The sequence below is a fragment of the Ochrobactrum chromiisoli genome (genome assembly GCF_026241335.1).
GTDB lineage: Bacteria > Pseudomonadota > Alphaproteobacteria > Rhizobiales > Rhizobiaceae > Brucella > Brucella chromiisoli.
Genome location: NZ_JAPHAV010000001.1, coordinates 270,851 through 294,898 on the forward strand (window position 1 = coordinate 270,851; position 24,048 = coordinate 294,898).

A 24,048-nucleotide genomic window follows, 5' to 3' on the forward strand; every position below is an offset into this window, starting at 1 on the left:
ATTTCAGCCAGAAGGCCGCATATCCGGCCTTCTGGCTGGTTTGCAGATCAGAATCCTCGTTGACGCGAGGATAAAGCTGATCTATAAGCCCGGCACGGATCGGTGGCCCTAGGCATTATGGCTGCCCTAGTGGTTTTGTGCCCAACGGTTTGACCAAATGGGCTAGCTGACAGAAAAAGAGAGGCATTTATGGCCAATACTCCTTCGGCCAAGAAGGCAGTGCGCAAGATAGCCGCACGCACCGAAATCAACAAGTCGCGCCGTTCGCGCGTTCGCACTTTCATCCGCAAGGTTGAAGATGCGCTCCTGAGCGGCGACAAGGAAGCAGCATCGGTTGCTTTCAAGGCTGCTGAGCCAGAACTGATGCGCGCCGCTTCCAAGGGCGTCGTTCACAAGAATACAGCTGCTCGTAAGGTTTCGCGCCTTGCCGCACGCGTTAAGGCTCTGAACGCCTAATATTTCCTGAAATTAAAATCAGGTTTTAGAAACCCGGCTCATTGTTAGCCGGGTTTTTCTTTTTGGAATGATTTTAAGGAATGCGCTGTTATGTTTGAGCCGGCACCGCTCTGTATTAATTATGCAATTAATTCGTAAAATTTCGCAGTGTTCCAGAAAGTGACTGGTGCAATTTCCCTTTCTTTTTCAAAAGCTTGTGAGGTATTATCCACACTTATCCACAGGCGTGCCGAAGGACTCGGAAGCGGGTTTGAGTCAAGCAAATTATTAAAAATTATTTTCCTAGGAGAACAGACAGTGGCCGTCTAAAAAATCAGCAATCAAAACACATTGAATCCAAAGGTGTTATTTCTTTGATGCCCGATTCTCCGGTCGCGTTTGCAGGCCATGCAAGCCTTAATTGAAGAAAAAACAGCAATTCTTAGACTTGCTCTTTGCCACAAGGCTTCGTTAAAGTCAGGGCTCAAGAGAGGTGGGCCACGGCTCAGAGTTAGCATTAAAATTTGTTCTATATTGGCGCGGAATGTTCCTCCGCGAATGCTTAGTTCTGTGTCTAAGGTCCTGTTCCTGTTATGTTTGTCTCTTATGGGGGTGCTTACCATTCATTAACCGGAATGCTGTTTTAGGCGCATCTTCGTCAATTGAATGGTTGTCGCAAGACCCGTTCCGGGCAATCAGCTTTGAGCAAGGATTTTGTGAGTCGACGCGTAGCCGAAAAGGAGCGTCCGGGGGTTGGTCCATGGCATGTGTTCGAAGCGTGGACTGTTTGAGTTTGTGTTTGGCCCTTCCCGTGAGGGCTTGAGTTAAAATGTGTACCTGCGAGGCGACCGGATCAAAAGATCAGGCGGACCTATGCGGGAAATAACGACAAGCGCCGCAAAAATGGCGCGTAAGAATGTGAAGGCAGGCGAGATGATGGCAATGATGACTGGTAAGTCGACGGCAACGATGGGTGATGATGCGCATGCGAACCGTATCCATGGATCTTCTGCTAAAGGAAAAGACACAAGCCTCATGGTGAGTGCTGATACTGGCGTCAGCGATGACGTTTTTGATCGTCTGACGGCAAAGCTCAAGGCGCGCGTTGGCAGCGAGATTTACTCAAGCTGGTTTGGCCGCCTGAAACTGGACGATCTCTCCAAAAGCGTTGTCCGCCTGTCCGTTCCGACAGCTTTCCTTCGCTCATGGATCAACAATCATTATTCCGAATTGCTGACGGAACTCTGGCAGGAAGAAAACCCGCAGATTCTGAAAGTTGAAGTGGTCGTGCGCGGCGTGAGCCGTGTGGTTCGTGCGCAAGCACCTGCTGAAACCAGTGAAGCCACCGAAGCAAAGTCGCCGGCTGCAATACGCGAAAAGGTGGTTTTCCCGGTCGGTCAGCCCAGCGCTGACAAGCGCGGCTCCACAGTCGTCGCCGAATCGGCATCAGGCGCGGTTCTCGGCTCTCCCCTCGACCCGCGTTATACGTTTGATTCTTTTATCGATGGTGCTTCCAACCGCGTCGCTCTTGCCGCCGCCCGCACCATTGCAGAAGCAGGCTCAAGTGCCGTGCGCTTCAACCCGCTTTTCATTCATGCATCCGTTGGTCTTGGCAAGACGCATCTTTTGCAGGCCATTGCCGCCGCAGCATTGCAGCGTCAGGAAAAGGCACGTGTTGTTTATCTGACGGCCGAATATTTCATGTGGCGCTTTGCCACCGCCATTCGCGACAACAATGCGCTCTCGTTCAAGGAACAGTTGCGCGATATCGATCTGCTGGTCATTGACGACATGCAATTCCTGCAGGGGAAATCGATCCAGCACGAGTTCTGTCATTTGCTCAACACGCTGCTCGACAGCGCCAAGCAGGTGGTTGTGGCAGCAGATCGCCCACCATCGGAATTGGAATCGCTTGATGTCCGCGTTCGTTCGCGCCTTCAGGGTGGTGTGGCTCTCGAAGTTGCAGCGCCGGATTACGAAATGCGCGTTGAAATGCTGCGTCGCCGCCTGACTGCCGCACAGGTGGAAGATCCAAGCCTCAACATTCAGGATGAAATCCTTACCCATGTTGCCCGCACCGTCACCGGATCGGGCCGTGAGCTGGAAGGCGCTTTCAACCAGCTTCTGTTCCGCCAGTCGTTCGAGCCTAATCTCTCCATCGACCGTGTTGATGAACTGCTGGGCCATCTGACCCGCGTTGGTGAGCCAAAGCGCATCCGCATTGAAGAAATTCAGCGCATTGTTGCACGTCACTACAATGTTTCCAAACAGGATCTGCTGTCGAACCGCCGTACGCGCACCATTGTCAAGCCGCGTCAGGTTGCGATGTATCTTGCCAAGATGCTGACCCCGCGCTCGCTGCCGGAAATCGGTCGCCGTTTTGGCGGACGTGACCATACAACCGTGCTTCATGCCGTGCGCAAGATTGAAGACCTGGTCGGTGCCGATGGCAAGCTTGCGCAGGAACTTGAGCTTCTCAAGCGTCTGATCAACGATCAGGCCGCCTGATCGATAGAAATGAGTTAAAAAGCCTGCGCTGTGTCGATTTGAGACGCGGCGTGGGCTTGCTTTTCGCCTCAAAAATCTGCCACTTTAGCAAACCTTCTGGCGCCACAGGTGCCTTATTGATAGGGGCGTCTGCCCGTTGCGCGGTTGCCCAGTCCTAGAGAGCGAGTGCGTTTCAATATGCGTGTAACCCTGGAACGGTCGAACCTTCTTAAATCCCTCAATCATGTGCATCGCGTTGTCGAACGTCGCAACACGATTCCTATCCTGTCGAACGTGCTTTTACAGGCCGAAGGCGCAAGCCTTGCCCTCAAGGCAACGGACCTTGATCTCGAGGTCAATGAAGCGACCGCTGCCATGGTCGAACAGGCAGGAGCCACCACCGTTCCGGCGCATCTTCTTTATGATATCGTGCGCAAGCTGCCCGATGGTGCGGAAGTTATGCTGTCGACGAACCCAGATGGCGGTTCCATGTCGGTGGTTTCGGGCAAGTCGTCCTTCCGCCTGCAATGCCTGCCACAGTCGGATTTCCCGGAATTGACTTCGGGTTCTTTCACGCATACTTTCCGCATTGATGCGCAGGCCTTAAAGCGCCTGATTGATCGCACGCAGTTTGCGATTTCGACGGAAGAAACCCGTTATTATCTCAACGGCATTTATTTCCATGCCATTGAAAGCGATGGAGCGCTCAAGCTGCGCGCTGTTGCAACCGATGGTCACCGTCTTGCGCGCGCTGAACTGGAAGCCCCTTCGGGTACTGAGGGCATGCCAGGCATCATCATTCCGCGCAAAACGGTTGCGGAACTCCAGAAGCTCGTCGACGCGCCGGATACGGTCGTTTCGGTTGAACTTTCGGATGCAAAGATTCGCTTCACTGTTGGTTCTGTCGTTCTGACCTCCAAGCTGATCGACGGGACATTCCCGGATTACCAGCGGGTGATTCCATCGGGCAATGACAAGAAGCTCACCATCAGCCGTCAGGATTTTGCAGCCTCCGTTGACCGTGTTTCGACCATTTCAAGCGAACGTGGCCGTGCGGTAAAGCTTTCGATTGCCGATGGTCAGTTGACGCTTACCGTCAACAATCCCGATTCGGGCAGTGCGACTGACGAACTGGCTGCCGATTACGATGCTGACCCGATTGAGATTGGTTTCAACTCGAAATATCTGCTCGACATTACAAGCCAGCTTTCAGGCACCGATGCAGTCTTCATGCTGGCCGATGCAGGCTCTCCGACGCTTGTGCGCGATACCGGCGATGAAGATGTGCTTTATGTTTTGATGCCGATGCGCGTCTAGGATCTGTAAACCGACCGTGAGCATGTCTGAATCCAATATAAGCCGCCCGGATCGAGTTTCGGTCCGGCGGCTTAAACTTGTCAGTTTCCGCAATTATGCGGAGCTTGCGCTGCCGCTTGGCCCCGGCCATGTGGTGCTGACCGGCGAAAACGGTTCGGGCAAAACCAATCTGATTGAGGCTTTGTCGTTTCTGTCTCCGGGGAGGGGGCTGCGCCGCGCATCCTATGATGATGTGGCGCGCGCGGGGAGCCATGACGGCTTTGCCATTCATGCAGCACTTGACTGCATGATCTATGGCGACGCTGAAATCGGCACGGGTACGACAGGCGGGGGCGAAGGTGGCCGCAAGGTCCGCATCAATGGCATAGCCGCATCGGGCGATGAGTTGCTTGATTATGCACGCGTGTTGTGGGTTGTGCCGTCCATGGATGGGCTGTTTACCGGTGGCGCCTCGGACCGGCGGCGGTTTCTCGACCGCATGGTGCTGGCCATTGACACGGGCCACGGCAAGCGGGTGCTCGATTATGAAAAGGCCATGCGCGCGCGCAATCGTCTGCTCAGTGATGGCAATGGTGACACGCAATGGCTTGATGCGATTGAAAGCCAGATGGCGGAACTGGGCATTGCCATTGCGGCAGCACGCGCAGAAGGCATGCGGCTGATCGCGGCGATGATTGAGCGTCTGCCGACAGATGGGCCTTTCCCCAAGGCAGATTGCTTTCTCGAAGGATCGCTGGAACAGCGAATCGCTCTGGAAGCAGCTCTTGATCTGGAAGAGGATTTTCGCTGCACGTTGCGCGATGGCCGTGCGCGCGATCGCGCCGCGGGGCGCACACTCGAAGGCCCGCATCGAACCGATCTCATCGTCCAGCATCGGCCCAAATCGATGCCCGCAGCCCTTTGTTCAACGGGTGAGCAGAAAGCACTGCTGATCGGCCTTATTCTGGCACATGCAAGACTAACGGGAGAATTGTCCGGCATGGCACCGATTCTTCTGCTTGATGAGATTGCTGCTCATCTTGATACCGGACGCCGTGCAGCACTGTTCGGCATCCTTGACGATCTTGGCGGGCAGGCATTCATGACTGGCACTGACCGATCGCTTTTTGAGGCGCTGGAAGGCGATGCGCAGTTTTTCAATGTGGCGGCGGGCCAACTGACAAAAATCTGAAAATAGTCGCTGACAGCGCATTTGCGCGGGCTTATGTTGAGCCATTATGAATGCATCATCAAAGCCTTTTTCATCGGAAGAATTGGAGCGCTATGCGCGCCATATCGTGCTGCCGGAAGTTGGCGGGCCGGGTCAGCAGAAGCTGAAAGCCGCCCGTGTTCTGGTTTTGGGGGCCGGCGGCCTTGGTGCGCCTGTGCTGCAATATCTGGCGGCGGCAGGCATTGGCACACTCGGTCTTGTCGATGACGATACGGTTTCGCTGTCAAATCTGCAAAGGCAGGTGATCCACGATACGGACAGTGTCGGGCTGGCGAAGGTGGAGAGTGCAAAGGCATCCATCGCGCGTATCAATCCGCATGTGCATGTTCAAACGCACGCCTTGCGGCTTAATGCCGAAAATGCGCAGGCCCTGATCGGCGATTACGACGTGGTTGTCGATGGTTCTGACAATTTTGCCACGCGGTATGCTTTGGCTGATGCCTGTGCCGTGGCCGAACGCCCGCTGGTCACCGGTGCGATGGGCCGTTTTGATGGCACCGTCACTGTTCTTATGCCTTATAGGCAAGGTGCTGACGGCACACAAAACCCATCCTATCGCGATCTCTTCCCCGATATGCCACCGCCTGGGGCTGTGCCCACATGCGCGCAGGCTGGTATTCTTGGTGTGTTGCCGGGCGTTATCGGCAGTTTGCAGGCGATGGAAGTCATCAAACTGGTAACAGGAATTGGCGAGCCGCTGATCGGTCGGCTTCTGCTTTACAACGCCTTGAATGTGCGCTTCGAAACCATCCGATACAAGGCGCGCAAACCGAAATGACACAGTTTCGCATGATCGCGATTGGCCCCGACTTCGACCGCTGGAACGCCCTTTTGACGCTCGTTCGCGACAGTTTCGCCTATATGGATGGCATCATCGATCCGCCATCATCCGTGCATCTGCTGACGGTTGAAAACCTTAAGATCAAGGCCCGCGATGAACAGGGCTTTGCAGCCTTTCTTGGTGACGAACTGGCTGGATGCGTGTTTATCAAAGAAAAGCATGACCATTTTTATCTCGGCAAACTTGCGGTGGCACCAGCTCTGGAAGGGCAGGGCATTGGTCGCAAGCTGATGGAACAGGCTGATAAGACAGCTGTTGCGCGGGGTAAGCCGGTGATCGAGCTTCAGGTACGCATTGAGCTGATACGCAACCGCGTGGTTTTTGAAAAGCTGGGCTATCGTTTAACCGCTGAGACTGCGCATCCCGGCTATAACCGCACAACATCAATCACGATGCGCAAAGACATTGCGCATCGTAATTAGCCGGTTAATCTTTTAATATTGTGTGGCGCGATCGACCACGTTTTCCAGCGTTCCATCGCGTTCAAAGGCTTCGATCTGCCGGATGATCTGCGGAACGATTGCACTGGCTGATGAACTCGCAGCCGCATGTGGGGTGATTGTGACTTTCGGATGCGTCCACAGCGGGCTATCGGTTGGCAATGGCTCCTGATTGAACACATCAAGCGTGACTGCGGAAAGCAAGCCACGATCAAGCGCTGCCAGAATATCGGCTTCGTTCTGCAAGCCGCCACGACCAGCGTTGATGAGCACAGGCGCGCCCAGCGGTCCGTCGCTTTTCAATTGCGCAAACATGCTCATGGACAGGATGCCCTTGGTGTCGGGCGTCAAAGGCAGAAGGCAGACGAAAATATCGGCAGTCTTGAGAAAGCGCGCAAAGCCTTCCTTGCCGTTGAAGGTCTGAATGCCGTCGATTTCCTGCGGACGGCGGCTCCAGCCCGTTACATTGAAGCCGAGCGTTTTTAGTTTCTCGGCTGCATCGCGGCCCAAAACACCCAGCCCCATGATACCGACGGTGACTTCATGGGCTGCTGGCTGGCGCGGGTCTTCGTGCCAGACATGGTTTTTCTGCTGCTTGCGATAGCTTGCACCAAGCCGGTGATGGTCAAGCACCTGCCAGACGACATATTCTGTCATGCGCATGGTGAGATCATCTGAAATGACACGCACCAGCGGCACATCGGGAATATGGGGATCATGAAAGACATGATCGACGCCAGCACCCAGCGAGAAGATCACTTTGAGATTGGGCAGATTTGTCAGTGAACCGGGCTTCTGCTTCCAGACAAGCGCATATTCGATGCTTGGGTCGTTGTCTGTGCGTTCTGTCACCACACTGCGATCCGGCCCATGCGCCTTGAAACTGTCGATCCAGATCGCTGGATCCCAATTGGTGAGTGCGAGAAGAATGTTTTTATCATTCTTGCCTGTCATTGTTTTACTCCTCCCGAAGTGGTCGTCTCCATGTGGAAGGCTGCCGCCATCAACGCTTTTGTATAGTCGGTTTTGGGATTGGCAAAGACTTCCTGCGAGGTTCCATATTCGACTGCCTTGCCATTGCGCATCACCAGCACATCATTGGCCAGTGCCCGCACCACTTTCAGATCGTGACTGATGAAAAGATAAGCGAGATCATGCTTCTTTTGCAATGCGCGCAAAAGATCGACCACCTGCGCCTGCACGCTCATATCAAGCGCTGAGGTTGGCTCGTCGAGCATCACGAATTTCGGATTGAGCACCATGGCGCGCGCAATGGCGATACGCTGGCGCTGGCCGCCTGAAAATTCATGCGGATAGCGAAAGCGGGTTTCAGGATCAAGGTTCACTTCCTTAAGGGCTGCCACCACACGTTCGTCGCGCGCATCCGCCGAAAGCCTTGGCTCATGCACCAGAAGACCTTCGGCAATGATATCGGCAATAGTCATGCGTGGGCTTAACGAGCCGAACGGGTCCTGAAACACGATCTGCATTTCCCGGCGCAACGGGCGCATATCCTTGAAGCTGAACTGCGCAATGTCGCGCCCCTCGAAGCGGATTTCGCCTTTGGATGAAATCATGCGCGACAGGGCGAGACCCAGTGTTGTTTTGCCTGAACCCGATTCACCCACCACGCCAAGCGTCTGGCCGGCGCGCAGTGTCACGTCGATGCCATCGACGGCTTTCACATGATCGACGGTCTTGCGCAGAAACCCCTTTTTGATCGGGAACCAGACGCGGACATCCTTGCCTTCCATCACCGTTTTGGCAGAAAGATCAGCCAGTGGCGGTTCGCCCTTTGGTTCAGCCGCCAAGAGATGCTTGGTATAGTCGTGCTGCGGATTATCAAAAATTTCGCGCGTTGGACCCGTTTCGACAATCTTGCCCTTGCTCATCACGCAGACACGGTCGGCGATCTTGCGCACGATACCGAGATCATGGGTGATGAAGAGCATCGACATGCCCTGCGATTCTTTAAGGTCCGCAAGAAGCTGCAAAATCTGCGCCTGTACGGTCACATCAAGGGCAGTTGTCGGCTCATCGGCAATCAGCAGCTTCGGCTTGTTGGCGAGCGCCATGGCGATCATAACGCGCTGCCGTTGGCCACCTGAAAGCTGGTGCGGGAAGGAGGCAAGGCGTTTTTCAGGATCGCGAATGCCCACTTCATGCAAAAGCGCCAGCGTGCGCGCGCGCGCCGCCTGATCCCCCATGCCCTGATGCATTTTCAGGATTTCAGCAATCTGCCGCTCGACCGTGTGCAGCGGATTGAGCGAAGTCATCGGCTCCTGAAAGATCATGGTGACATCATTGCCGCGCACGCGCCGCAATTCGGGCTCCTGAGCCTTCATCAGATCCTTGCCGTCAAACAGAATTTCCCCTGATGGGTGACTGGCTGACGGATAAGGCAGAAGTTTCAGGATGGAGAGTGCTGAAACCGACTTACCGGAACCGGATTCACCGACAAGTGCGACTGTTTCCCCCTGTCTTATGTCGAAGGAAACGCGGTCGACGGAAATGCGTTCTTCACCATTCTGGCGGAAGGCGACCGAAAGATCACGCACAGAAAGCAACGGCTTGTTCATGGACCCACTCATTGAAACGCCTTTCGTGGATCGAATGCATCACGGGTGGCTTCACCGATGAAAATGAGCAGCGATAGCATGACCGAGATCACCACAAAGCCGGTAATCCCAAGCCATGGCGCCTGAAGATTGTTCTTGCCCTGTGCGAGCAATTCACCAAGCGAGGCCGAACCCGGCGGCAGACCAAAACCAAGGAAGTCGAGCGACGTCAGTGTTGTGATTGAGCCATTGAGGATGAAGGGCAGGAAGGTGAGTGTTGCGACCATGGCATTTGGCAAAAGATGCCGCCACATGATGGTGGCGTTTTTCACGCCAAGCGCGCGGGCTGCATTCACATATTCAAAGTTTCGCGCGCGCAGGAATTCGGCCCGGACAACGCCGACAAAGGCCACCCATGAAAACAGCAGCATGATGCCCAGCAAGACCCAGAATCCGGGTGGCAAAATCGCGGCAATGATCAAAAGCAGATAAAGAACCGGGATGGACGACCAGATTTCGATCACCCGCTGGAAAATGAGGTCGACCCAGCCACCGAAATAACCCTGCACGGCACCGGCGCTCACGCCAATGATTGCCGAGAAGAAGGTGAGGATGAGACCAAACAGCACCGATATGCGAAAGCCGTAAAGCGCGCGTGCGAACACGTCACGCGCCTGATCGTCGGTGCCAAGCCAGTTGAAATTGCCGATAATGCAATTGGGATCATTGACGCCGAGCGGATAGCGCTGGCAGCGCTGTTCTTGCGTATAAAGCCAGAATGGTTTTGAGGGGGCAGCTTCTGGAATGTCGTTATTGACGGTGTTGTAGGAATAACGCACCGGTGGCCAGAGCGCCCAGCCATTGGCGTTGATCTCTTCCTGTATCACCGGATCGCGATAATCGGTGACGGCATAAAAGCCGCCGAATTTTTCTTCCGGGTAATCGACAAAAACCGGCGCCAGCAGCTCGCCCTTGTAGGAAACAAGGATCGGCTTGTCATTGGCAATGAACTCGGAACAAAGGGCTGCGACCAGCAGAAACAGGAAAATCCACAGCGACCAGTAACCGCGCTTATTGGCCTTGAAATTCTGCCAGCGGCGGCGGTTGAGCGGCGAAAGAAATGGACGTTTAACACGCTTTGCCTGAGGGGTAAGAGTGGTGTCGGTCATCACACATCCCTCCGGTCAAAGTCGATCCGCGGATCGATCCATGTATACATCAGATCGGACAGAAGACCGACGAGCAGGCCGATCAGCGAGAAAATAAACAAGGTGGCAAACACAACCGGATAATCGCGATTGATGATCGACTGGTAGCCAAGCAGCCCCAGCCCGTCGAGCGAGAAGATGGTTTCGATCAGCAATGAGCCGGTAAAGAAGGCAGAAATGAACGCTCCCGGAAAACCGGCAATCACGATCAGCATCGCATTGCGGAACACATGGCGATAAAGCACCTGATTTTCGGTCAGCCCCTTGGCGCGCGCCGTCGTCACATATTGCTTGCGGATTTCTTCCAGAAACGAGTTCTTGGTCAACAGTGTGGTTGTGGCAAAAGCCGAGAGCACCAGGGCTGTAACCGGCAGAACCATGTGCCAGAGATAATCGCCAATCTTGGCCCAAAATGACATTTGCGCAAAATCAGGCGAGGTGAGGCCACGCAGCGGAAACCAGTCTAAGAACGAGCCGCCGGCAAAAAGCACGATCAAGAGGATCGCAAACAGAAAGCTCGGAATGGCATAACCGACAATGATGATCGCGCTGGTCCAGGTGTCAAAGCGCGTCCCTTCCTTGATCGCCTTGCGAATGCCAAGCGGGATCGAGATCAGATAGGACAGGAAGGTGAGCCACAGTCCAAGCGAAATTGAGACAGGCATCTTTTCCTTGATGAGGTCGATCACGCTGATATCGCGGAAATAGCTGCGCCCGAAATCAAAACGCATATAGTTCCACAGCATCTGGCCAAAGCGTTCCAGCGGCGGCTTGTCGAAGCCGAACTGCTTTTCCAGATCGGCAATGAATTGTGGATCCAATCCCTGCGCACCGCGATATTTGGAGCTGGACGAACCGCTGTCCATATTGCTTTGACCAAAATCGCCGCCACCACCGGAAAGGCGATCCAGCGCATCGCCACCCTGACCGGAAAGCTGCGCAATGACGCGCTCAACCGGCCCACCGGGTGCAAACTGAACCACGGCAAAAGATATGGCCATAATGCCGAGGATGGTCGGGATCATCAAAAGCAGGCGGCGTAAAATATAAGCGCCCATCAGCTCTCAATGCTCCGAATGTTCAGTTTGTTGTTACGGCTTGCCAACAGCTTCCACTTTCTTCTGATCAATCCACCACAGCGTCTCAACCGGAAAGCCATAATCGGGCTTTGGCTCCTTGAAACCAAAACGATCCCAATAGGCGACCAGGTGATTCGCGACAGTCCAATTTGGAATCCACTCGAGCCGGATACGCAAGTACCGATCCAGCACCCGGATTGTTGCAACCAGCTCTTCGCGCGTGGAAACATTGCCAACATCATCAATCAGGGCGTCGATCATTGCGTCTGATGTGCCCGGAAGATTATAGCTGCCCGGTGTTTTTGCAGCTTCTGACCCGAACATGGACGCAAGCGATTCTTTGGTGGGCGTTGCACCAAATTGCATGGCGATGCCGACAAGATCGAAATCGAAATCCTGCATGCGCGCCTGATATTGGCTGGAATCCACCAGTCTGAGGCTCGCATCAATGCCAATGGCCCGCATTTTCTGCACGAAGGGATTATAGATGCGGGAGAAACTCTCCGAATTGCTGAGAAGCTCAAGCGAGAGCTTTTCGCCATTCTTGCTATGGAACTGGCCATTCTTGCGCACAAAACCCGCCTCTTCGAGCAGGGCGATGGCGCGTGAAAACTGCTTGCGGTCGCGCCCAGAGCCATCGGAAACCGGCATGAGAGCAGCATCCCCAAAGGCCGCTTCGGGAATTTTGCCACGATAGCGCTCAAGCACTTTCATCTCATCTTGCGTGGGCAATCCGACCGCCTGAAAATCTGAGCCGTTGAAACAGGATTGCGAGCGTTCATAGGTCGAATAGAAGAGGTTTGCATTGGTCCATTCAAAGTCAAAGCACAGATTGATTGCCTCGCGCACCCGCGGATCGCGAAAACGCTCCCGCCGCTGATTGAGCGCCCATGCCTGCATGAGTGGACTTTTTTCTTTTGGGAACGTGCGCTTGATGATCTTGTTTTGTTGAATGGCAGGGAAATCATAGGCTGTTGCCCAGGTCTTTGAAACGCTTTCCTGCCGGAAATCGATATTGCCTTTTTTGAAGGCTTCAAATTCCGGTTGACGGTCGCGATAAAACTCAATGCGGATACGATCAAAGTTGGCTGAACCACGCGCAACCGGCAAATCTTTCGCCCAATAATCCTCGACCCGCTCATATTCGATAAGCTGTCCGGCCGTGATTGGACCGACGCGATAAGCGCCTGATCCAAGGATGGCTTCCATGCTGGCCGCCTCGAAATCCCGATCTTTGAACCAGTCTTTCGACAATATCGGCAATGTCACTGCATTGAGAACAGCGCTGGGCCCACGACCGGAAGCAAAGTGCATGCGCACGTCGTGTGGGCCGATTTCTTTGATCGTTTCGAGTGCTGAGAGCACCTGCCGGATCAGTGGATGGCCTTTCTTTTTGAGCATCTCATAAGTGAAAACGACGTCCTTGGCTTCGATGGGCGAACCGTCGTGAAAGCGCGCTTCTTTGCGCAGCCGGAAGAGACATTTCTGACGATCTTTAGAAAGCGTAACGCTTTGCGCAATCAGACCGTAAACCGAATCCGGTTCATCAAGCGCCGGAGCCATCAGACTGTCAAAGGTCAGCTCCATGCGCGGCGGCGCATCGCCTTTGAACGTCACGGTGTTGAGGGTGTTAAATGTCTGCGTGTTCTGGTTCCAGACCCACGTATTGGGTGCCAGTGTGAAGGTGCCACCCTTTGGCGCATCGGGATTGACATAATCGAAATGCGTGAAATCGGGCGGGTATTTCAGATCGCCAAAGGCTGACAGACCATGCAGGGGGGTGCCTGTGGCAAGCTTTGCGAAAGCCGTTTGGGGCAGGCAGGCCGCAATTGCAGCACTGCCTGTCAGTCCGAGAAAATGACGGCGATTGAGATGTAAGCCCGGCATGGCCGATATGCCCCCTTAATTCGAGCTGTTTTTGAGCTTTGCCTCCTTGGCGGGGTCGACCCACCAGGAGAAAGGGTCAATCCCAAGATAGTCGGGTTGCGTTTCAGGCATGCCGAATTTGTTCCAGTAAGCGACATTGATATGGTCGGAATACCATTGCGGAATGACGTAATAATTCCACAAAAGCGCACGGTCGAGCGCATGGGTCGCAGCCACCAGTTCCGCACGATCCTTGGCATAGACAACGCGATCAATCAGCTTGTCGATTGCCGGGTTTTTGATACCGGCATAATTGCGGCTGCCTTTATAGTCGGCAGCTTTCGAGCCCCACATGTCACGCTGTTCGTTGCCAGGTGATCCGCTCTGCGGCATAACAGAAGTTATAACGTCATAATCAAAATCATTGACGCGGGCCTGATATTGCGCGCTGTCGACAATACGAACGGTGGCACTGATACCGATCTTGCGCAGGCTTGCGGCAAACGGATTGTAAATCCGCTCATCGGTCGGATCCTTGCCCAGAAACTCGATTGTGAACTGCGTGCCTTTTGCATCAACGAGCTTGTTGCCCTGCAATTTCCAGCCAGCCTCGCCAAAAAGCTCGAGCGCCTTGCGCAGATTGTCGCGTGTCGCCTGTGGTGTATCATAGACAGGCAGTTTGAATTCCTTGGTCAGTGCATCGGCTGGCAGCTGATCCTGAACGCTTTGGAGAATGGCTTGTTCTTCAGGGGTCGGGACACCACTCAGATGCAGCTCGTTGCCGGCAAAATAGCTATTGATGCGCTGATATTGATTGAAGAACAGCAGGCGGTTCATCGATTCAAAATCAAATGCATAGGTCAGTGCTTCGCGAACTTTCACGTCCTGAAACTTGTCGAGGCGCGTGTTGAGGAAATAGCCCTGCATGCGTCCGACCGCATGATAGGGAAAGGATTTCCTGATCACATCACCCCGTTTGACAGCGGGGAAATCATACTGTTCAGCCCAGCGCCGGGCGCTGTTTTCAAGCCGGTAGTCATATTGTCCGCCTTTCTTGAAGGCTTCCCATGTCGCATCTTCGTTGAGATAATATTCGTAGCGAACTTCATTGAAATTATAGCGCCCGACATTGACCGGCAGGTCTTTGCCCCAATATTCGTCGGCGCGCTCCCAGATAATCGAGCGCCCCGGAACCACGGATTTGATCTTATAGGCACTGGAGCCGAGCGGGATTTCCAGTGTCGGCCGGGTTACATCGCGCTGCTTGCCCTGCGCATCCTTGCCCGTCCACCAGTGTTTGGGGAGAATGGCAAGCTGGCCCATAATCTGCGGCAGTTCGCGATTGCCTGTCTGCGAGAAGGTGAACTTGACCTTGTGGTCGCCGGTCTTTTCCGCCTTTTCAACATCGCCATAATATTTGTTATACATGGGCGACTGCTTTTTGAGCACTTCAAATGACCAGATCACATCATCGACGGTGATCGGCTCGCCATCATGCCATTTGGCATTGGGGTTGAGCCGAAATTTGACCCATGAGAAGTCATCAGGATACTGCAACGCTTCCGCGATCAATGGATATTGGATCGATCCTTCATCGAGCGAATCACTCATCAATGTGTCGTAGAGCATGCCGCCGCCAAAATCTGACAGGCCCGCCGCCGCAACACCCTGAATGACATAGGGGTTGAGCGTGTCGAATGTGCCCACCGCCACCATGTTGAGTGCACCGCCTTTGGGTGCATCCGGGTTCACATAGTCATAATGTTTGAAATCGGCTGGATATTTGGGCTCTCCAAGCAGGCTGGAGGAATAGCGCCATTGCGGATCGGCATCATTGGCATAGGAGCTGGAAACCGTACCGCTCAACATCGTTCCTGTGAGCATCGTAATTGCAAACGCGCCCGCCCAAAAAGCTCTCATCCAGCATCTCCGTTCTTGTCTCGGATATAGTGGGAGCAAGTTTTATGGCTTTTTGCGGAGGAAGAAAGGCACAAGTTGAAAAAACATGTCGCCAGAGCAGAAGTCTGATCTGAGCAGAACGCACGCTCATAAAAAAACCGGGTCGAAACCCGGTTTTTATCATTGTTTCATCAAAGATTAATTGGCTGGAGCCGGTGCAGGCTCTGCCGGGGCTGCTGGTGCAGGCGCTGCCGGTGCTTCGCCACCTTCGGCAGGTGCTGCTTCCGCAGGCTTTTCACCTTCACTCGCAGGGGCCGCGTCGACGGTTGGAAGCGGGGCCGGATTGTCCGAAAGCGAACGCAGATAAGCAATGAGATCAGCGCGTTCATTGTCCTTTTTGTCGCCAGCAAAGCCCATGGCTGTGCCTTTGATATAGCCCTTTGGTGAGGTCAGGAACTTGTTGAGATGTTCATAATCCCACTTGTTACCCGCAGCTCCAAATTCCTTCATCGCAGCCGAATAGCCGAAACCTTCCACAGATGCAGCCGGGCGGTTCAGTACGTCCCAAAGATGTGGTCCGACCTTGTTGGCACCGCCTTTTTCACCCGTGTGACACGCAGCGCAGCGCTTGAAAACGTTCTGTCCGCGCGCAGCATCTGCGGATTGCAACAGAACTGCAATCGACACTTCTTCCTTGGCAGGTGCTGCTGCGCCACTGCCCGCCGAAGCCTCTGTTGCTTCGATTATAAAACCTGGCTTTTCAGGGGCTGGCGCATGAAACAGCGTATCGGACAAAATGCCCGTCGTCATGACAACGAAAACCGTTGCCAGAAAAGCCATTATAAACTTGTTAGTTCGGGTTGAATTCATCGCCGGTCAGCGCTCCCTCTACTCAACGCCCTCCAAAGCCGGCATGCAGAACCTATGTTGAAAGGCTGGCAAGTCTCTCCCCGGCATCGGGCGGAAACTAGGTCTTTTAAGGGGGGGATGCAACACCTATAAGTGGTTCTGCACCCGTGACTTTTTGACACTTTTGCTGCATTTATTGAGCAGATAAAGGTCGTCATAAGGCCGCTGCTTTCAATGAAACACCAAGAGTCGATCATGCTTGAGAAGATGAAAACCCTGACACTTATCCCGGCGCGGCTCGGTTCCACACGGCTGCCGAACAAGCCGCTCGCCGATATTTGTGGCAAGCCGATGATCGTGCATGTGGCCGAAAGGGCTGTGGCAGCCTCGCTGGGGCGCACGGTTGTGGCAACCGACAGTGATGAGATATTCGCCGCAGTGATCGCGCATGGTCATGAGGCGATCATGACGCGCAGCGATCATGAATCGGGTTCGGATCGAATCTATGAAGCGCTTCAGAAACTCGATCCGGCGAATGAGGTGGAAGCCATCATCAATGTGCAGGGCGATTTGCCAACCATCGATCCGGAAACCATTCGTCGCGCATTGCGTCCCTTGCAGGACGGTCCCGCAGACATTGCGACCCTTGGTGTTGAAATCAAGCTGGATGAAGAAAAGGTCAATCCGAATGTCGTCAAGATCGTCGGTTCGCCTTTGAACAATGGTGAGCGTCTGCGCGCGCTCTATTTTACGCGCGCCACAGCCCCCTATGGCGATGGGCCACTTTATCATCACATTGGCCTTTATGCCTATCGTCGAGCAGCGCTTGAACGCTTTGTGAAGATCGGCCCATCGACCCTTGAAAAGCGCGAGAAGCTTGAGCAGCTTCGCGCGCTTGAAGACGGAATGCGCATTGATGCCGAGATCGTCACAACAGTTCCACTTGGCGTTGATACGCAGGCTGATCTTGACCGGGCGCGCGAAATTATCGCAAAGGGTTTATGATTTAAAATAAAAGGATTTGGAGCGCCGATCTGATTCAATCAGATTGAAACGTGCTCTAAAGCAAGCTTCGATTGTTGCGGAGCATTTGAGAAAGCACAAACACGATGAAGACCAACCGGATTTCCTTTCAGGGTGAAGCAGGCGCCAATTCCGATACGGCGTGCCGCAACATGTTTCCCGATATGGAGCCTTTGCCGTGCCCGACTTTTGAAGATGCCTTCAATGCGGTTGAAAGCGGTGCTGCGGATCTTGCGATGATCCCGATTGAAAATACGCTTGCAGGCCGCGTTGCGGATATTCACTATCTGCTGCCGCTCGCCGATATGCATATCGTGGGTGAATATTTTCTGCCGATTCACTTTCAGCTCATGGTGCTCCCGGGTGTGAAGCGCGAAGAGATCAAAACGGTTCACAGCCATATTCATGCGCTTGGCCAGTGCCGCAAAGTCATCCGGCAAAATGGCTGGAAGCCGGTGATCGCAGGCGATACGGCAGGCGCTGCGCGCCTTGTGGCTGATTTGCAGGATCGCTCCATGGCGGCCCTTGCGCCGCGCCTGGCCTCTGAACTCTACGGTCTTGATATTCTCGAAGAGAATGTGGAAGATTCGGAAGACAATGTGACCCGCTTTGTGGTTCTGTCCAAGAACAAGCAGTGGGAGCCACGCCCTGAAAAGGACGAGCGCATTGTCACGACTTTTGTTTTCCGCGTGCGCAACGTGCCCGCAGCACTTTACAAAGCGTTGGGTGGTTTCGCCACCAATGGCATCAACATGACCAAGCTGGAAAGCTATCAGATCGGTGGCCGTTTCATCGCGACACAGTTTTATGCCGATGTTGAAGGTCATCCGGAAGATCGCAATCTCCAGCTGGCGCTCGAAGAGTTGCGCTTCTTCACAAAGGAAGTGCGTATTCTCGGTGTCTATAAGGGGGCCGATACGCGCGGGACACAGTTGCTCGCAGCTGAGTAGCAAGCATTTCCAGCGAAAGTGGGAACCGTTTTCGCGTAGGAAAATGCGCAGAAAAAATAGTTAGATCGGTTTGACTGATCTAACTGTTTGCCCAGGCTCTGATCAGATGGGTTGCGATGGCGCCGGATGCCGGGACACGCAGCCCATTTTCATGGGTGTCTGAAAGCATGGCACGGACTTCTGCCTTGTCGAACCAGCGACCGTCTTCGAGTTCCGAATGATCAATGGTGAAATCATCGGAAAGCACCTCGGCATGACAGCCGATCATCAGTGAATAAGGGAATGGCCACGGCTGGCTGGCATAATAGCCAACACGACCAATCGACAGGCCCATTTCCTCACAACTTTCACGCCGCACGGCAGCTTCAATTGTCTCGCCATGCTCGATGAAGCCAGCAAGGCAGGAATAGGAACCGGCGGTAAAATGCGCGCTGCGTGCGAGAATGCATTTTTCACCCCGAACAGGCAGCATGATTGCCACAGGATCGGTGCGCGGAAAATGTTCGGCTCCGCAATTCGGGCAAATGCGTTTTGCGCCACCGGCGCGCATTTGGCTTTTTGTGCCGCAACGCCCACAAAAACGATGATTGCTGTGCCATGCAGTCAGTGCCGCCGCCTGCGCCAATGCGCCAACAAGATCGGTGGAAACCAGCCCTTCCATATAGATGCTGCGATAATCCTGTGCGCGAAACGGGTGCGCCAGTGCATCGGGATCAAGTGGCGCCATCAGTGCCACAATCGGCACGCCATCCTGTAAACCCAGCAGCACAGGCTCATCGAGATCGGGCGAAAATGCCTGCGCTTGCGTAAGCGAGAACAGCGCGCGCGGCGCATTTTCGTCCGTGTAATCAAGCAGAAGCTTATGGTTGCCCAAAACCATCACGCGGGTTTCAGGCAATTCCAGTGCGTTAAACGCAGAATCGTCCTGACGTTTTTCTGAAAGTCGGTCTATGCGATTGCCGGCGAAGCCAACAAGACTGCTCGGCTCAATATCCGGCAGGTCTGAAAGACTGAAAACCATGATTGTCTCGAAAAGTTTAAGGGAGAATCAGAGAGCAGTGCGAATCGCTTCGATGAAGCGAAGAGCGTCTTTTTCCGCATAAGGTGCGCGGGTGCCGTGCCCCCACACAGGGCCGGGCCAACCGGCATCGCCTTCATTGCGCGCAATCACATGGATATGCAACTGACGCACCATATTTCCCAGAGCGCCCGTATTGATCTTGTGGCACTGTGTGGCGTTCTTCAACGCCTGTGAGACCATCGCGGCTTCAAATGTCAGCATGGTCTGATCAAGCGGTGTCATATCGTGAATTTCGCTCAGCCCGGCGCGTCGTGGAACCAGAATAAGCCATGGCCAGCGCTTGTCATTCATCAGTCGCAGCTCGCAAAGGCCGAGCGGAGCGACTGAAAAAGTGTCGGCATCAAGCCGTTTATCGAGTTCAAACTGTTTCATAGAATAATTCTTATCAGTTTTTTTGTCTCTGCGCTTGCTTTTTGCGCGCCGATTGACGATATGCAGCGTGGGAGGTTGGTGGTGGACGAGCCACTCGCCAACCGGGTCAGGTCCGGAAGGAAGCAGCCCCAACGAGCACGGCACGGGTCATCGTGCCAGCCTCCCACCTTTCTTTCACGACGATCATGACTGTTGATGGTTGATATGCCAATGTCGAAGTCACTTTCGTCTCCGGTCCAAACTGTTTAAGGTTTCAGCCTGGACAAAAGCGAACAGGGAACGGAAGGGTCGCAATGGACACAAAATCCGAAACTGGCGCTTATCGCGTTCTCGCCCGCAAATATCGCCCCCAGAATTTCAATGATCTGATCGGTCAGGAGCCGATGGTTCGCACGCTGAAAAATGCGTTCGAAACGGGCCGCATTGCGCAAGCCTGGATGCTGACGGGTGTACGCGGTGTGGGCAAGACCACAACAGCGCGCATTCTGGCGCGTGCGCTTAATTACAAGACTGATTCTGTCGATCAGCCGACAATTGATCTCTCCATTATGGGCGAGCATTGTCAGGCGATTATGGAAGGCCGCCATGTCGATGTGATCGAAATGGATGCGGCTTCGCATACGGGTATCGACGATATTCGCGAAATCATCGAGCAGGTGCGCTATCGCCCTGTTTCGGCACGCTATAAAGTCTATATCATCGACGAAGTGCACATGCTGTCCAATCAGGCCTTCAACGGCCTGTTGAAGACGCTTGAAGAGCCGCCGCCGCATGTAAAGTTCATCTTCGCCACCACCGAAATCCGCAAAGTACCGATCACGGTTCTGTCGCGCTGTCAGCGTTTTGACCTGCGCCGCATCGAATCGGGCACGCTGGCCGCACATCTGAGGCGCATTGCGCAGGCAGAAGCAATCGAAGTCGATGACACATCACTGGCGATGATTGCACGCGCTGGCGAAGGCTCGGCACGCGATTCGCTCTCGATCTTTGATCAGGCGATTGCGCATGGCGCCGGTCATGTTTCAGCGGAAGCCGTGCGCTCCATGCTGGGGCTTGCCGACCGCGCCCGTATCATTGATCTCTTCGAGATGATCATGCGTGGCGATGTTGCTGGCGCTCTCACTGAGTTTCGCGCGCAGTATGATGTCGGAGCCGACCCATCGGTGGTGCTGACTGATCTTGCCGATTTCAATCATCTGGTGACGCGCCTGCGCTTCACGCCGGATGTGGCGAATGATGCAACGCTTTCGGAAGATGAGCGGGTGCGTGGCCGTGATTTTGCGCAAAAGCTTTCAGTGCGCGTGCTGTCGCGCACATGGCAGATGTTGCTCAAGGGCATTGCTGAAGTGGATACGGCAACACGGCCTGTGCAGGCAGCAGAGATGCTGCTGATCCGTCTGGCCCACGCAGCTGATTTGCCAACGCTTGATGAAGCGCTGAAGGGACTTGAAAGCGGCACTGTTTCAGCGCCGCGTCCGCAATCACCAGGCGGCGTAAGGCCAAATAGCGGTTCGCAACCAGAAGCGCGTGGCAGTGTTGATGCGGTGGCCGGCTCAACCATGATGCCTTCATCGGGTGGTCCTGCGACGGCCATGCGATTGGTCGAGACACAGCCGCAGTCGGTTCAGTCAGCATTGGCAGCATCGGCTCCGCAGCAGTTTGTCGATAACACGCCGCAGCCTTCGGTGCCGATCAACAGCCTCAATGACATTGTTGCACTGGCGGATAAGTTCCGCGACATGCAGTTCAAGATTCTGGTCAAGAATTGCGTGCGCTTGTCCTCAATTGCCCCCGGACGGCTTGAAATCGGTCTGACGGATGATGCGCCGAAATCGCTGGTCAGCGATATTTCGCAGCGCCTTATGAACTGGACCGGCATTCGCTGGGTGGTCACGGTTGCGCGTGATGTTTCGGGGCAGACTGTTGCAGAAGCGGAAACCGAGCGTCGCGATAATCTCGTGACCGACGCACGCGCTGATCCTGATGTCGCCGCCATTCTGGCCGCTTTTCCGGGTGCAAAGATCACAGACGTCCGCATTGCCGTTGCAGAACAGGGTGATGATGACGATATAGACTTGCATAGCGTTGAAGACGTGCCCGGCGCGCCTTCTGACGACGACTGAATTTCAAAGACAACGGAGTGAACCCATGCGTGACATGATGGGCATGATGAAACAGGCAAAAGAACTGCAGGCCAAGATGAAGACCATGCAGGACGAAATTGCCAATCTTGAAGCAACCGCTTCTTCGGGTGGCGGTCTGGTCACGGTCACGCTTTCGGGCAAAGGCACCTTGTCGTCGCTCAAGATCGATCCTTCGATGATGAAGGAAGAGGACACGGAAATCCTCGAAGACCTGATCATTGCAGCCCATAATGATGCCAAGGCAAAACTCGAAGCCGAAATGGCTGAAAAAACCCAGTCCCTGACTGCGGGTCTGCCAATTCCTCCGGGCTTTAAGCTGCCGTTCTAAGGACGGGGGAGCGGCTTCGCTCCCTTATATTTATTTCCCTTTTTCTTACGCCCAAAGCAGCATGTCCAAACGTATCGCCGGTCCTGAAATTGAACGTCTGATCCAGCTTCTGGCCCGCGTGCCGGGACTGGGGCCGCGCTCTGCGCGCCGTGCAGCGCTGCATCTGATCAAGAAAAAAGAGGCGCTGCTGATCCCGCTTGGCGGCGCCATGCAGGATGCCGCCGAAAAGGTGCGTATCTGCTCGTGTTGCGGCAATGTCGATACATCCGATCCATGCACGATCTGCACCGATAATCGTCGTGATCCATCGATGCTGATTGTTGTGGAGGATGTGTCAGACTTGTGGGCGCTGGAACGCGCAGGCACCATGAATGTGCGCTATCACGTGCTGGGCGGTCGTCTGTCGCCGCTCGATGGCATCGGCCCGGATGATCTTAACATCAAGGGGCTGGTTGAACGTGTCGCATCCGGTGAAATCAAGGAAGTGATTCTGGCCGTTAACGCGACAGTCGAAGGCCAGACCACGGCCCATTACATCACCGATCAGCTGACGAATTTAGAAGTCCGCGTCACACGGCTCGCGCATGGTGTGCCGGTGGGCGGTGAACTTGATTACCTTGATGAAGGAACGCTTGCGGCTGCATTGCGGGCGCGAACTGCACTCTGATTGCGTTTGGGAGAATTTCACAATGGCATGCAAATGGAAACGAAGCCTGAAGCTTGCTCTCGGCCTGTTTGCCAGCCTTGCCATATCGCCCGCATTCGCAGCGCCTTCCAAAGCGCAGGTTGAAAGCCAGTATCGTAATTGGATCGAAAAAGACCTCTGGCCGGAGGCAAAAGCCGCAGGCGTTTCGCGTGCTGTTTTCGAGCAGGCTTTTGCTGGCGTGACAATCAACTGGAAACTGCCTGATCTGGTTATTCCGGGGGAGAAGCCAACCACACCCAAAGAGCAGAGGCAGGCCGAATTCGGCGCTCCGGGCAAATATTTCAATGCCAAAACGATAGGCTCTGTCACGAGCGGCGGCAAGGCACGCTTTGGCCAGAATGCAGCCTTGCTCAAACGCATCGAACAGCAATATGGCGTGCCGGGGCGGATTGTTGTTGCAATCTGGGGACGTGAATCCGGCTTTGGCACGGTCAAAATTCCTTATAATGCGTTTGAAGTGCTGGGCACCAAGGCTTTTATGGCAACGCGCAAGGATATGTTCCGCAAGGAACTGATTGCAGCGCTTCAGATCACATCACGTGGTTATATCGCCAATGGCTCCATGAAAAGCTCATGGGCGGGTGCGCTCGGCCAGCCGCAATTCATGCCGACATCCTATCTCAAACATGCCGTTGATTTTGATGGCGACGGCAAGCGCGATATCTGGAATTCGGTTCCCGATACGCTTGGCTCCATTGCCAATTATCTCAAGATCCATGGCTGGCAGGCTGGACGCGACTGGGGGTATGAGGTCAATGTGCCGCAAAACATTTCCTGTTCGCTGGAAGGGCCTGATCAGGGCAAGACATTCGCCGAATGGGCAAAGCTTGGCATCACCCGCACCAATGGCAAGGCGTTTCCGGCCAATGAAATGCGCGGCGAGGGCTTTTTGCTGATGCCGGCTGGTCGTTATGGCCCGGCCTTTATTGTGACGCCGAATTTCTACGCCATCAAAGATTACAATATGAGCGATCTCTATGCGCTGTTCATCGGCCATGTCGGAGATCGGATTGCTTATGGCGCTGGTGATTTTGAAAACCCGTGGAGCACGATTGGCACCATGTACCGCTCCGACATTCAGGCCATGCAGAAGCGCATGCAGGCGCAGGGTTACGATATTGGCAAGGCTGATGGCCTGCCGGGCTTCAAGACCCGTCGTTCAATTGGTCTTTGGCAGTCCAGAAACGGGCAGGCTCCAACCTGCTTTACACAGCCTGAAATCGTGAAGTCCATTCGCTGAAGTGAATTGCCGGGA

The 24,048-nt window shown here is 54.4% G+C and carries 21 protein-coding genes and 1 other RNA gene; 13 read left to right on the top strand and 9 right to left on the bottom strand.

Annotated features, from left to right (window positions below; translation table 11 throughout):
• The first annotated feature begins 189 nt into the window (after nucleotides 1-189).
• From rpsT to OPR82_RS01380, 6 genes are all read left to right on the top strand, one after another.
• On the top strand, nucleotides 190-456 hold the full coding sequence (gene rpsT / locus OPR82_RS01355; RefSeq protein WP_265982585.1) for a 30S ribosomal protein S20: 267 nt from the start codon (nucleotides 190-192) through the stop codon (nucleotides 454-456).
• A 921-nt stretch (nucleotides 457-1,377) separates the two neighbouring features.
• Nucleotides 1,378-2,943 (top strand): chromosomal replication initiator protein DnaA, encoded by a 1,566-nt coding sequence (gene dnaA / locus OPR82_RS01360; RefSeq protein ID WP_265983812.1) that lies wholly within the window; start codon nucleotides 1,378-1,380, stop codon nucleotides 2,941-2,943.
• A 177-nt stretch (nucleotides 2,944-3,120) separates the two neighbouring features.
• A complete protein-coding gene (dnaN, locus tag OPR82_RS01365; protein WP_265982586.1) occupies nucleotides 3,121-4,239 on the top strand; it encodes a DNA polymerase III subunit beta in 1,119 nt (372 codons plus the stop codon).
• Nucleotides 4,240-4,261: 22 nt separating this feature from the next.
• A complete protein-coding gene (gene recF / locus OPR82_RS01370) occupies nucleotides 4,262-5,410 on the top strand; it encodes a DNA replication/repair protein RecF (RefSeq protein WP_265982587.1) in 1,149 nt (382 codons plus the stop codon).
• Between the two features lie 46 nt (nucleotides 5,411-5,456).
• Nucleotides 5,457-6,227, top strand: a complete 771-nt coding sequence (locus OPR82_RS01375; protein ID WP_265982588.1) for a molybdopterin-synthase adenylyltransferase MoeB — start codon at nucleotides 5,457-5,459, stop codon at nucleotides 6,225-6,227.
• On the top strand, nucleotides 6,224-6,712 hold the full coding sequence (locus OPR82_RS01380; protein ID WP_265982589.1) for a GNAT family N-acetyltransferase: 489 nt from the start codon (nucleotides 6,224-6,226) through the stop codon (nucleotides 6,710-6,712). The genes OPR82_RS01375 and OPR82_RS01380 overlap by 4 nt, the downstream gene beginning before the upstream one ends.
• A gap of 12 nt (nucleotides 6,713-6,724) precedes the next feature.
• On the opposite strand, the gene OPR82_RS01385 is transcribed toward OPR82_RS01380, so the two are convergent.
• From OPR82_RS01385 to OPR82_RS01415, 7 genes are all read right to left on the bottom strand, one after another.
• Nucleotides 6,725-7,684 (bottom strand): 2-hydroxyacid dehydrogenase, encoded by a 960-nt coding sequence (locus OPR82_RS01385; RefSeq protein ID WP_265982590.1) that lies wholly within the window; start codon nucleotides 7,682-7,684, stop codon nucleotides 6,725-6,727.
• Entirely contained in the window at nucleotides 7,681-9,309 is a 1,629-nt protein-coding gene (locus OPR82_RS01390; RefSeq protein WP_265982591.1) for an ABC transporter ATP-binding protein, read from the bottom strand. The genes OPR82_RS01385 and OPR82_RS01390 overlap by 4 nt, the downstream gene beginning before the upstream one ends.
• An 8-nt stretch (nucleotides 9,310-9,317) precedes the next feature.
• Nucleotides 9,318-10,457, bottom strand: a complete 1,140-nt coding sequence (locus OPR82_RS01395; RefSeq protein WP_265982592.1) for an ABC transporter permease — start codon at nucleotides 10,455-10,457, stop codon at nucleotides 9,318-9,320.
• Nucleotides 10,457-11,554, bottom strand: a complete 1,098-nt coding sequence (locus tag OPR82_RS01400) for a microcin C ABC transporter permease YejB (protein WP_265982594.1) — start codon at nucleotides 11,552-11,554, stop codon at nucleotides 10,457-10,459. Before OPR82_RS01400 ends, OPR82_RS01395 begins: the two co-directional genes overlap by 1 nt.
• A 33-nt stretch (nucleotides 11,555-11,587) precedes the next feature.
• Complete coding sequence (locus OPR82_RS01405) at nucleotides 11,588-13,462, bottom strand: extracellular solute-binding protein (protein WP_265982595.1); 1,875 nt, start codon at nucleotides 13,460-13,462, stop codon at nucleotides 11,588-11,590.
• Between the two features lie 15 nt (nucleotides 13,463-13,477).
• The gene (locus OPR82_RS01410; RefSeq protein ID WP_265982596.1) at nucleotides 13,478-15,361 is read right to left on the bottom strand and encodes an extracellular solute-binding protein; all 1,884 of its coding nucleotides are present in this window, start codon (nucleotides 15,359-15,361) and stop codon (nucleotides 13,478-13,480) included.
• A gap of 177 nt (nucleotides 15,362-15,538) precedes the next feature.
• Entirely contained in the window at nucleotides 15,539-16,210 is a 672-nt protein-coding gene (locus OPR82_RS01415; RefSeq protein WP_265982597.1) for a c-type cytochrome, read from the bottom strand.
• A 234-nt stretch (nucleotides 16,211-16,444) separates the two neighbouring features.
• On the opposite strand from OPR82_RS01415, the gene OPR82_RS01420 reads away from it, so the two are divergent.
• Nucleotides 16,445-17,194: a 3-deoxy-manno-octulosonate cytidylyltransferase gene (locus tag OPR82_RS01420; RefSeq protein WP_265982598.1), complete on the top strand. Its 750-nt coding sequence runs from the start codon at nucleotides 16,445-16,447 to the stop codon at nucleotides 17,192-17,194.
• A 104-nt stretch (nucleotides 17,195-17,298) separates the two neighbouring features.
• Nucleotides 17,299-18,162: a prephenate dehydratase gene (locus tag OPR82_RS01425; RefSeq protein WP_265982600.1), complete on the top strand. Its 864-nt coding sequence runs from the start codon at nucleotides 17,299-17,301 to the stop codon at nucleotides 18,160-18,162.
• A gap of 79 nt (nucleotides 18,163-18,241) precedes the next feature.
• On the opposite strand, the gene nudC is transcribed toward OPR82_RS01425, so the two are convergent.
• Nucleotides 18,242-19,183, bottom strand: a complete 942-nt coding sequence (gene nudC, locus OPR82_RS01430) for an NAD(+) diphosphatase (RefSeq protein WP_265982601.1) — start codon at nucleotides 19,181-19,183, stop codon at nucleotides 18,242-18,244.
• A 27-nt stretch (nucleotides 19,184-19,210) separates the two neighbouring features.
• Nucleotides 19,211-19,615 carry an HIT domain-containing protein gene (locus OPR82_RS01435; RefSeq protein WP_265982603.1) on the bottom strand — a complete coding sequence of 135 codons (405 nt, stop codon included), beginning with the start codon at nucleotides 19,613-19,615 and terminating at the stop codon, nucleotides 19,211-19,213.
• A gap of 70 nt (nucleotides 19,616-19,685) precedes the next feature.
• Between OPR82_RS01435 and ffs the strand changes: the two genes are divergently transcribed.
• The 5 genes from ffs to OPR82_RS01460 all read left to right on the top strand — a co-directional run bounded on the left by ffs (nucleotide 19,686) and on the right by OPR82_RS01460 (nucleotide 24,033).
• Nucleotides 19,686-19,782: signal recognition particle sRNA small type (gene ffs, locus OPR82_RS01440), an RNA gene on the top strand.
• A gap of 126 nt (nucleotides 19,783-19,908) precedes the next feature.
• A complete protein-coding gene (locus OPR82_RS01445; protein ID WP_265982604.1) occupies nucleotides 19,909-21,738 on the top strand; it encodes a DNA polymerase III subunit gamma/tau in 1,830 nt (609 codons plus the stop codon).
• A gap of 25 nt (nucleotides 21,739-21,763) precedes the next feature.
• Nucleotides 21,764-22,087 (top strand): YbaB/EbfC family nucleoid-associated protein, encoded by a 324-nt coding sequence (locus OPR82_RS01450; protein ID WP_265982605.1) that lies wholly within the window; start codon nucleotides 21,764-21,766, stop codon nucleotides 22,085-22,087.
• A 61-nt stretch (nucleotides 22,088-22,148) separates the two neighbouring features.
• Nucleotides 22,149-22,754 carry a recombination mediator RecR gene (gene recR, locus OPR82_RS01455; RefSeq protein WP_265982606.1) on the top strand — a complete coding sequence of 202 codons (606 nt, stop codon included), beginning with the start codon at nucleotides 22,149-22,151 and terminating at the stop codon, nucleotides 22,752-22,754.
• 22 nt (nucleotides 22,755-22,776) lie between these two features.
• On the top strand, nucleotides 22,777-24,033 hold the full coding sequence (locus OPR82_RS01460) for a lytic murein transglycosylase (RefSeq protein ID WP_265982607.1): 1,257 nt from the start codon (nucleotides 22,777-22,779) through the stop codon (nucleotides 24,031-24,033).
• Nucleotides 24,034-24,048 lie beyond the last annotated feature (15 nt).

Bases quoted from the DNA above. Each gene is read 5' to 3' on its own strand.
- OPR82_RS01395 (WP_265982592.1), bottom strand. From the start codon at position 10,457: ATGACCGACACCACTCTTACCCCTCAGGCAAAGCGTGTTAAACGTCCA.
- recF (WP_265982587.1), top strand. From the start codon at position 4,262: ATGTCTGAATCCAATATAAGCCGCCCGGATCGAGTTTCGGTCCGGCGG.
- OPR82_RS01410 (WP_265982596.1), bottom strand. From the start codon at position 15,361: ATGAGAGCTTTTTGGGCGGGCGCGTTTGCAATTACGATGCTCACAGGA.
- recR (WP_265982606.1), top strand. From the start codon at position 22,149: ATGTCCAAACGTATCGCCGGTCCTGAAATTGAACGTCTGATCCAGCTT.
- OPR82_RS01420 (WP_265982598.1), top strand. From the start codon at position 16,445: ATGCTTGAGAAGATGAAAACCCTGACACTTATCCCGGCGCGGCTCGGT.
- OPR82_RS01375 (WP_265982588.1), top strand. From the start codon at position 5,457: ATGAATGCATCATCAAAGCCTTTTTCATCGGAAGAATTGGAGCGCTAT.
- nudC (WP_265982601.1), bottom strand. From the start codon at position 19,183: ATGGTTTTCAGTCTTTCAGACCTGCCGGATATTGAGCCGAGCAGTCTT.
- OPR82_RS01405 (WP_265982595.1), bottom strand. From the start codon at position 13,462: ATGCCGGGCTTACATCTCAATCGCCGTCATTTTCTCGGACTGACAGGC.
- OPR82_RS01385 (WP_265982590.1), bottom strand. From the start codon at position 7,684: ATGACAGGCAAGAATGATAAAAACATTCTTCTCGCACTCACCAATTGG.
- OPR82_RS01380 (WP_265982589.1), top strand. From the start codon at position 6,224: ATGACACAGTTTCGCATGATCGCGATTGGCCCCGACTTCGACCGCTGG.
- OPR82_RS01435 (WP_265982603.1), bottom strand. From the start codon at position 19,615: ATGAAACAGTTTGAACTCGATAAACGGCTTGATGCCGACACTTTTTCA.
- rpsT (WP_265982585.1), top strand. From the start codon at position 190: ATGGCCAATACTCCTTCGGCCAAGAAGGCAGTGCGCAAGATAGCCGCA.
- OPR82_RS01390 (WP_265982591.1), bottom strand. From the start codon at position 9,309: ATGAACAAGCCGTTGCTTTCTGTGCGTGATCTTTCGGTCGCCTTCCGC.
- dnaA (WP_265983812.1), top strand. From the start codon at position 1,378: ATGATGACTGGTAAGTCGACGGCAACGATGGGTGATGATGCGCATGCG.
- dnaN (WP_265982586.1), top strand. From the start codon at position 3,121: ATGCGTGTAACCCTGGAACGGTCGAACCTTCTTAAATCCCTCAATCAT.
- OPR82_RS01425 (WP_265982600.1), top strand. From the start codon at position 17,299: ATGAAGACCAACCGGATTTCCTTTCAGGGTGAAGCAGGCGCCAATTCC.
- OPR82_RS01450 (WP_265982605.1), top strand. From the start codon at position 21,764: ATGCGTGACATGATGGGCATGATGAAACAGGCAAAAGAACTGCAGGCC.
- OPR82_RS01415 (WP_265982597.1), bottom strand. From the start codon at position 16,210: ATGAATTCAACCCGAACTAACAAGTTTATAATGGCTTTTCTGGCAACG.
- OPR82_RS01400 (WP_265982594.1), bottom strand. From the start codon at position 11,554: ATGGGCGCTTATATTTTACGCCGCCTGCTTTTGATGATCCCGACCATC.
- OPR82_RS01460 (WP_265982607.1), top strand. From the start codon at position 22,777: ATGGCATGCAAATGGAAACGAAGCCTGAAGCTTGCTCTCGGCCTGTTT.
- OPR82_RS01445 (WP_265982604.1), top strand. From the start codon at position 19,909: ATGGACACAAAATCCGAAACTGGCGCTTATCGCGTTCTCGCCCGCAAA.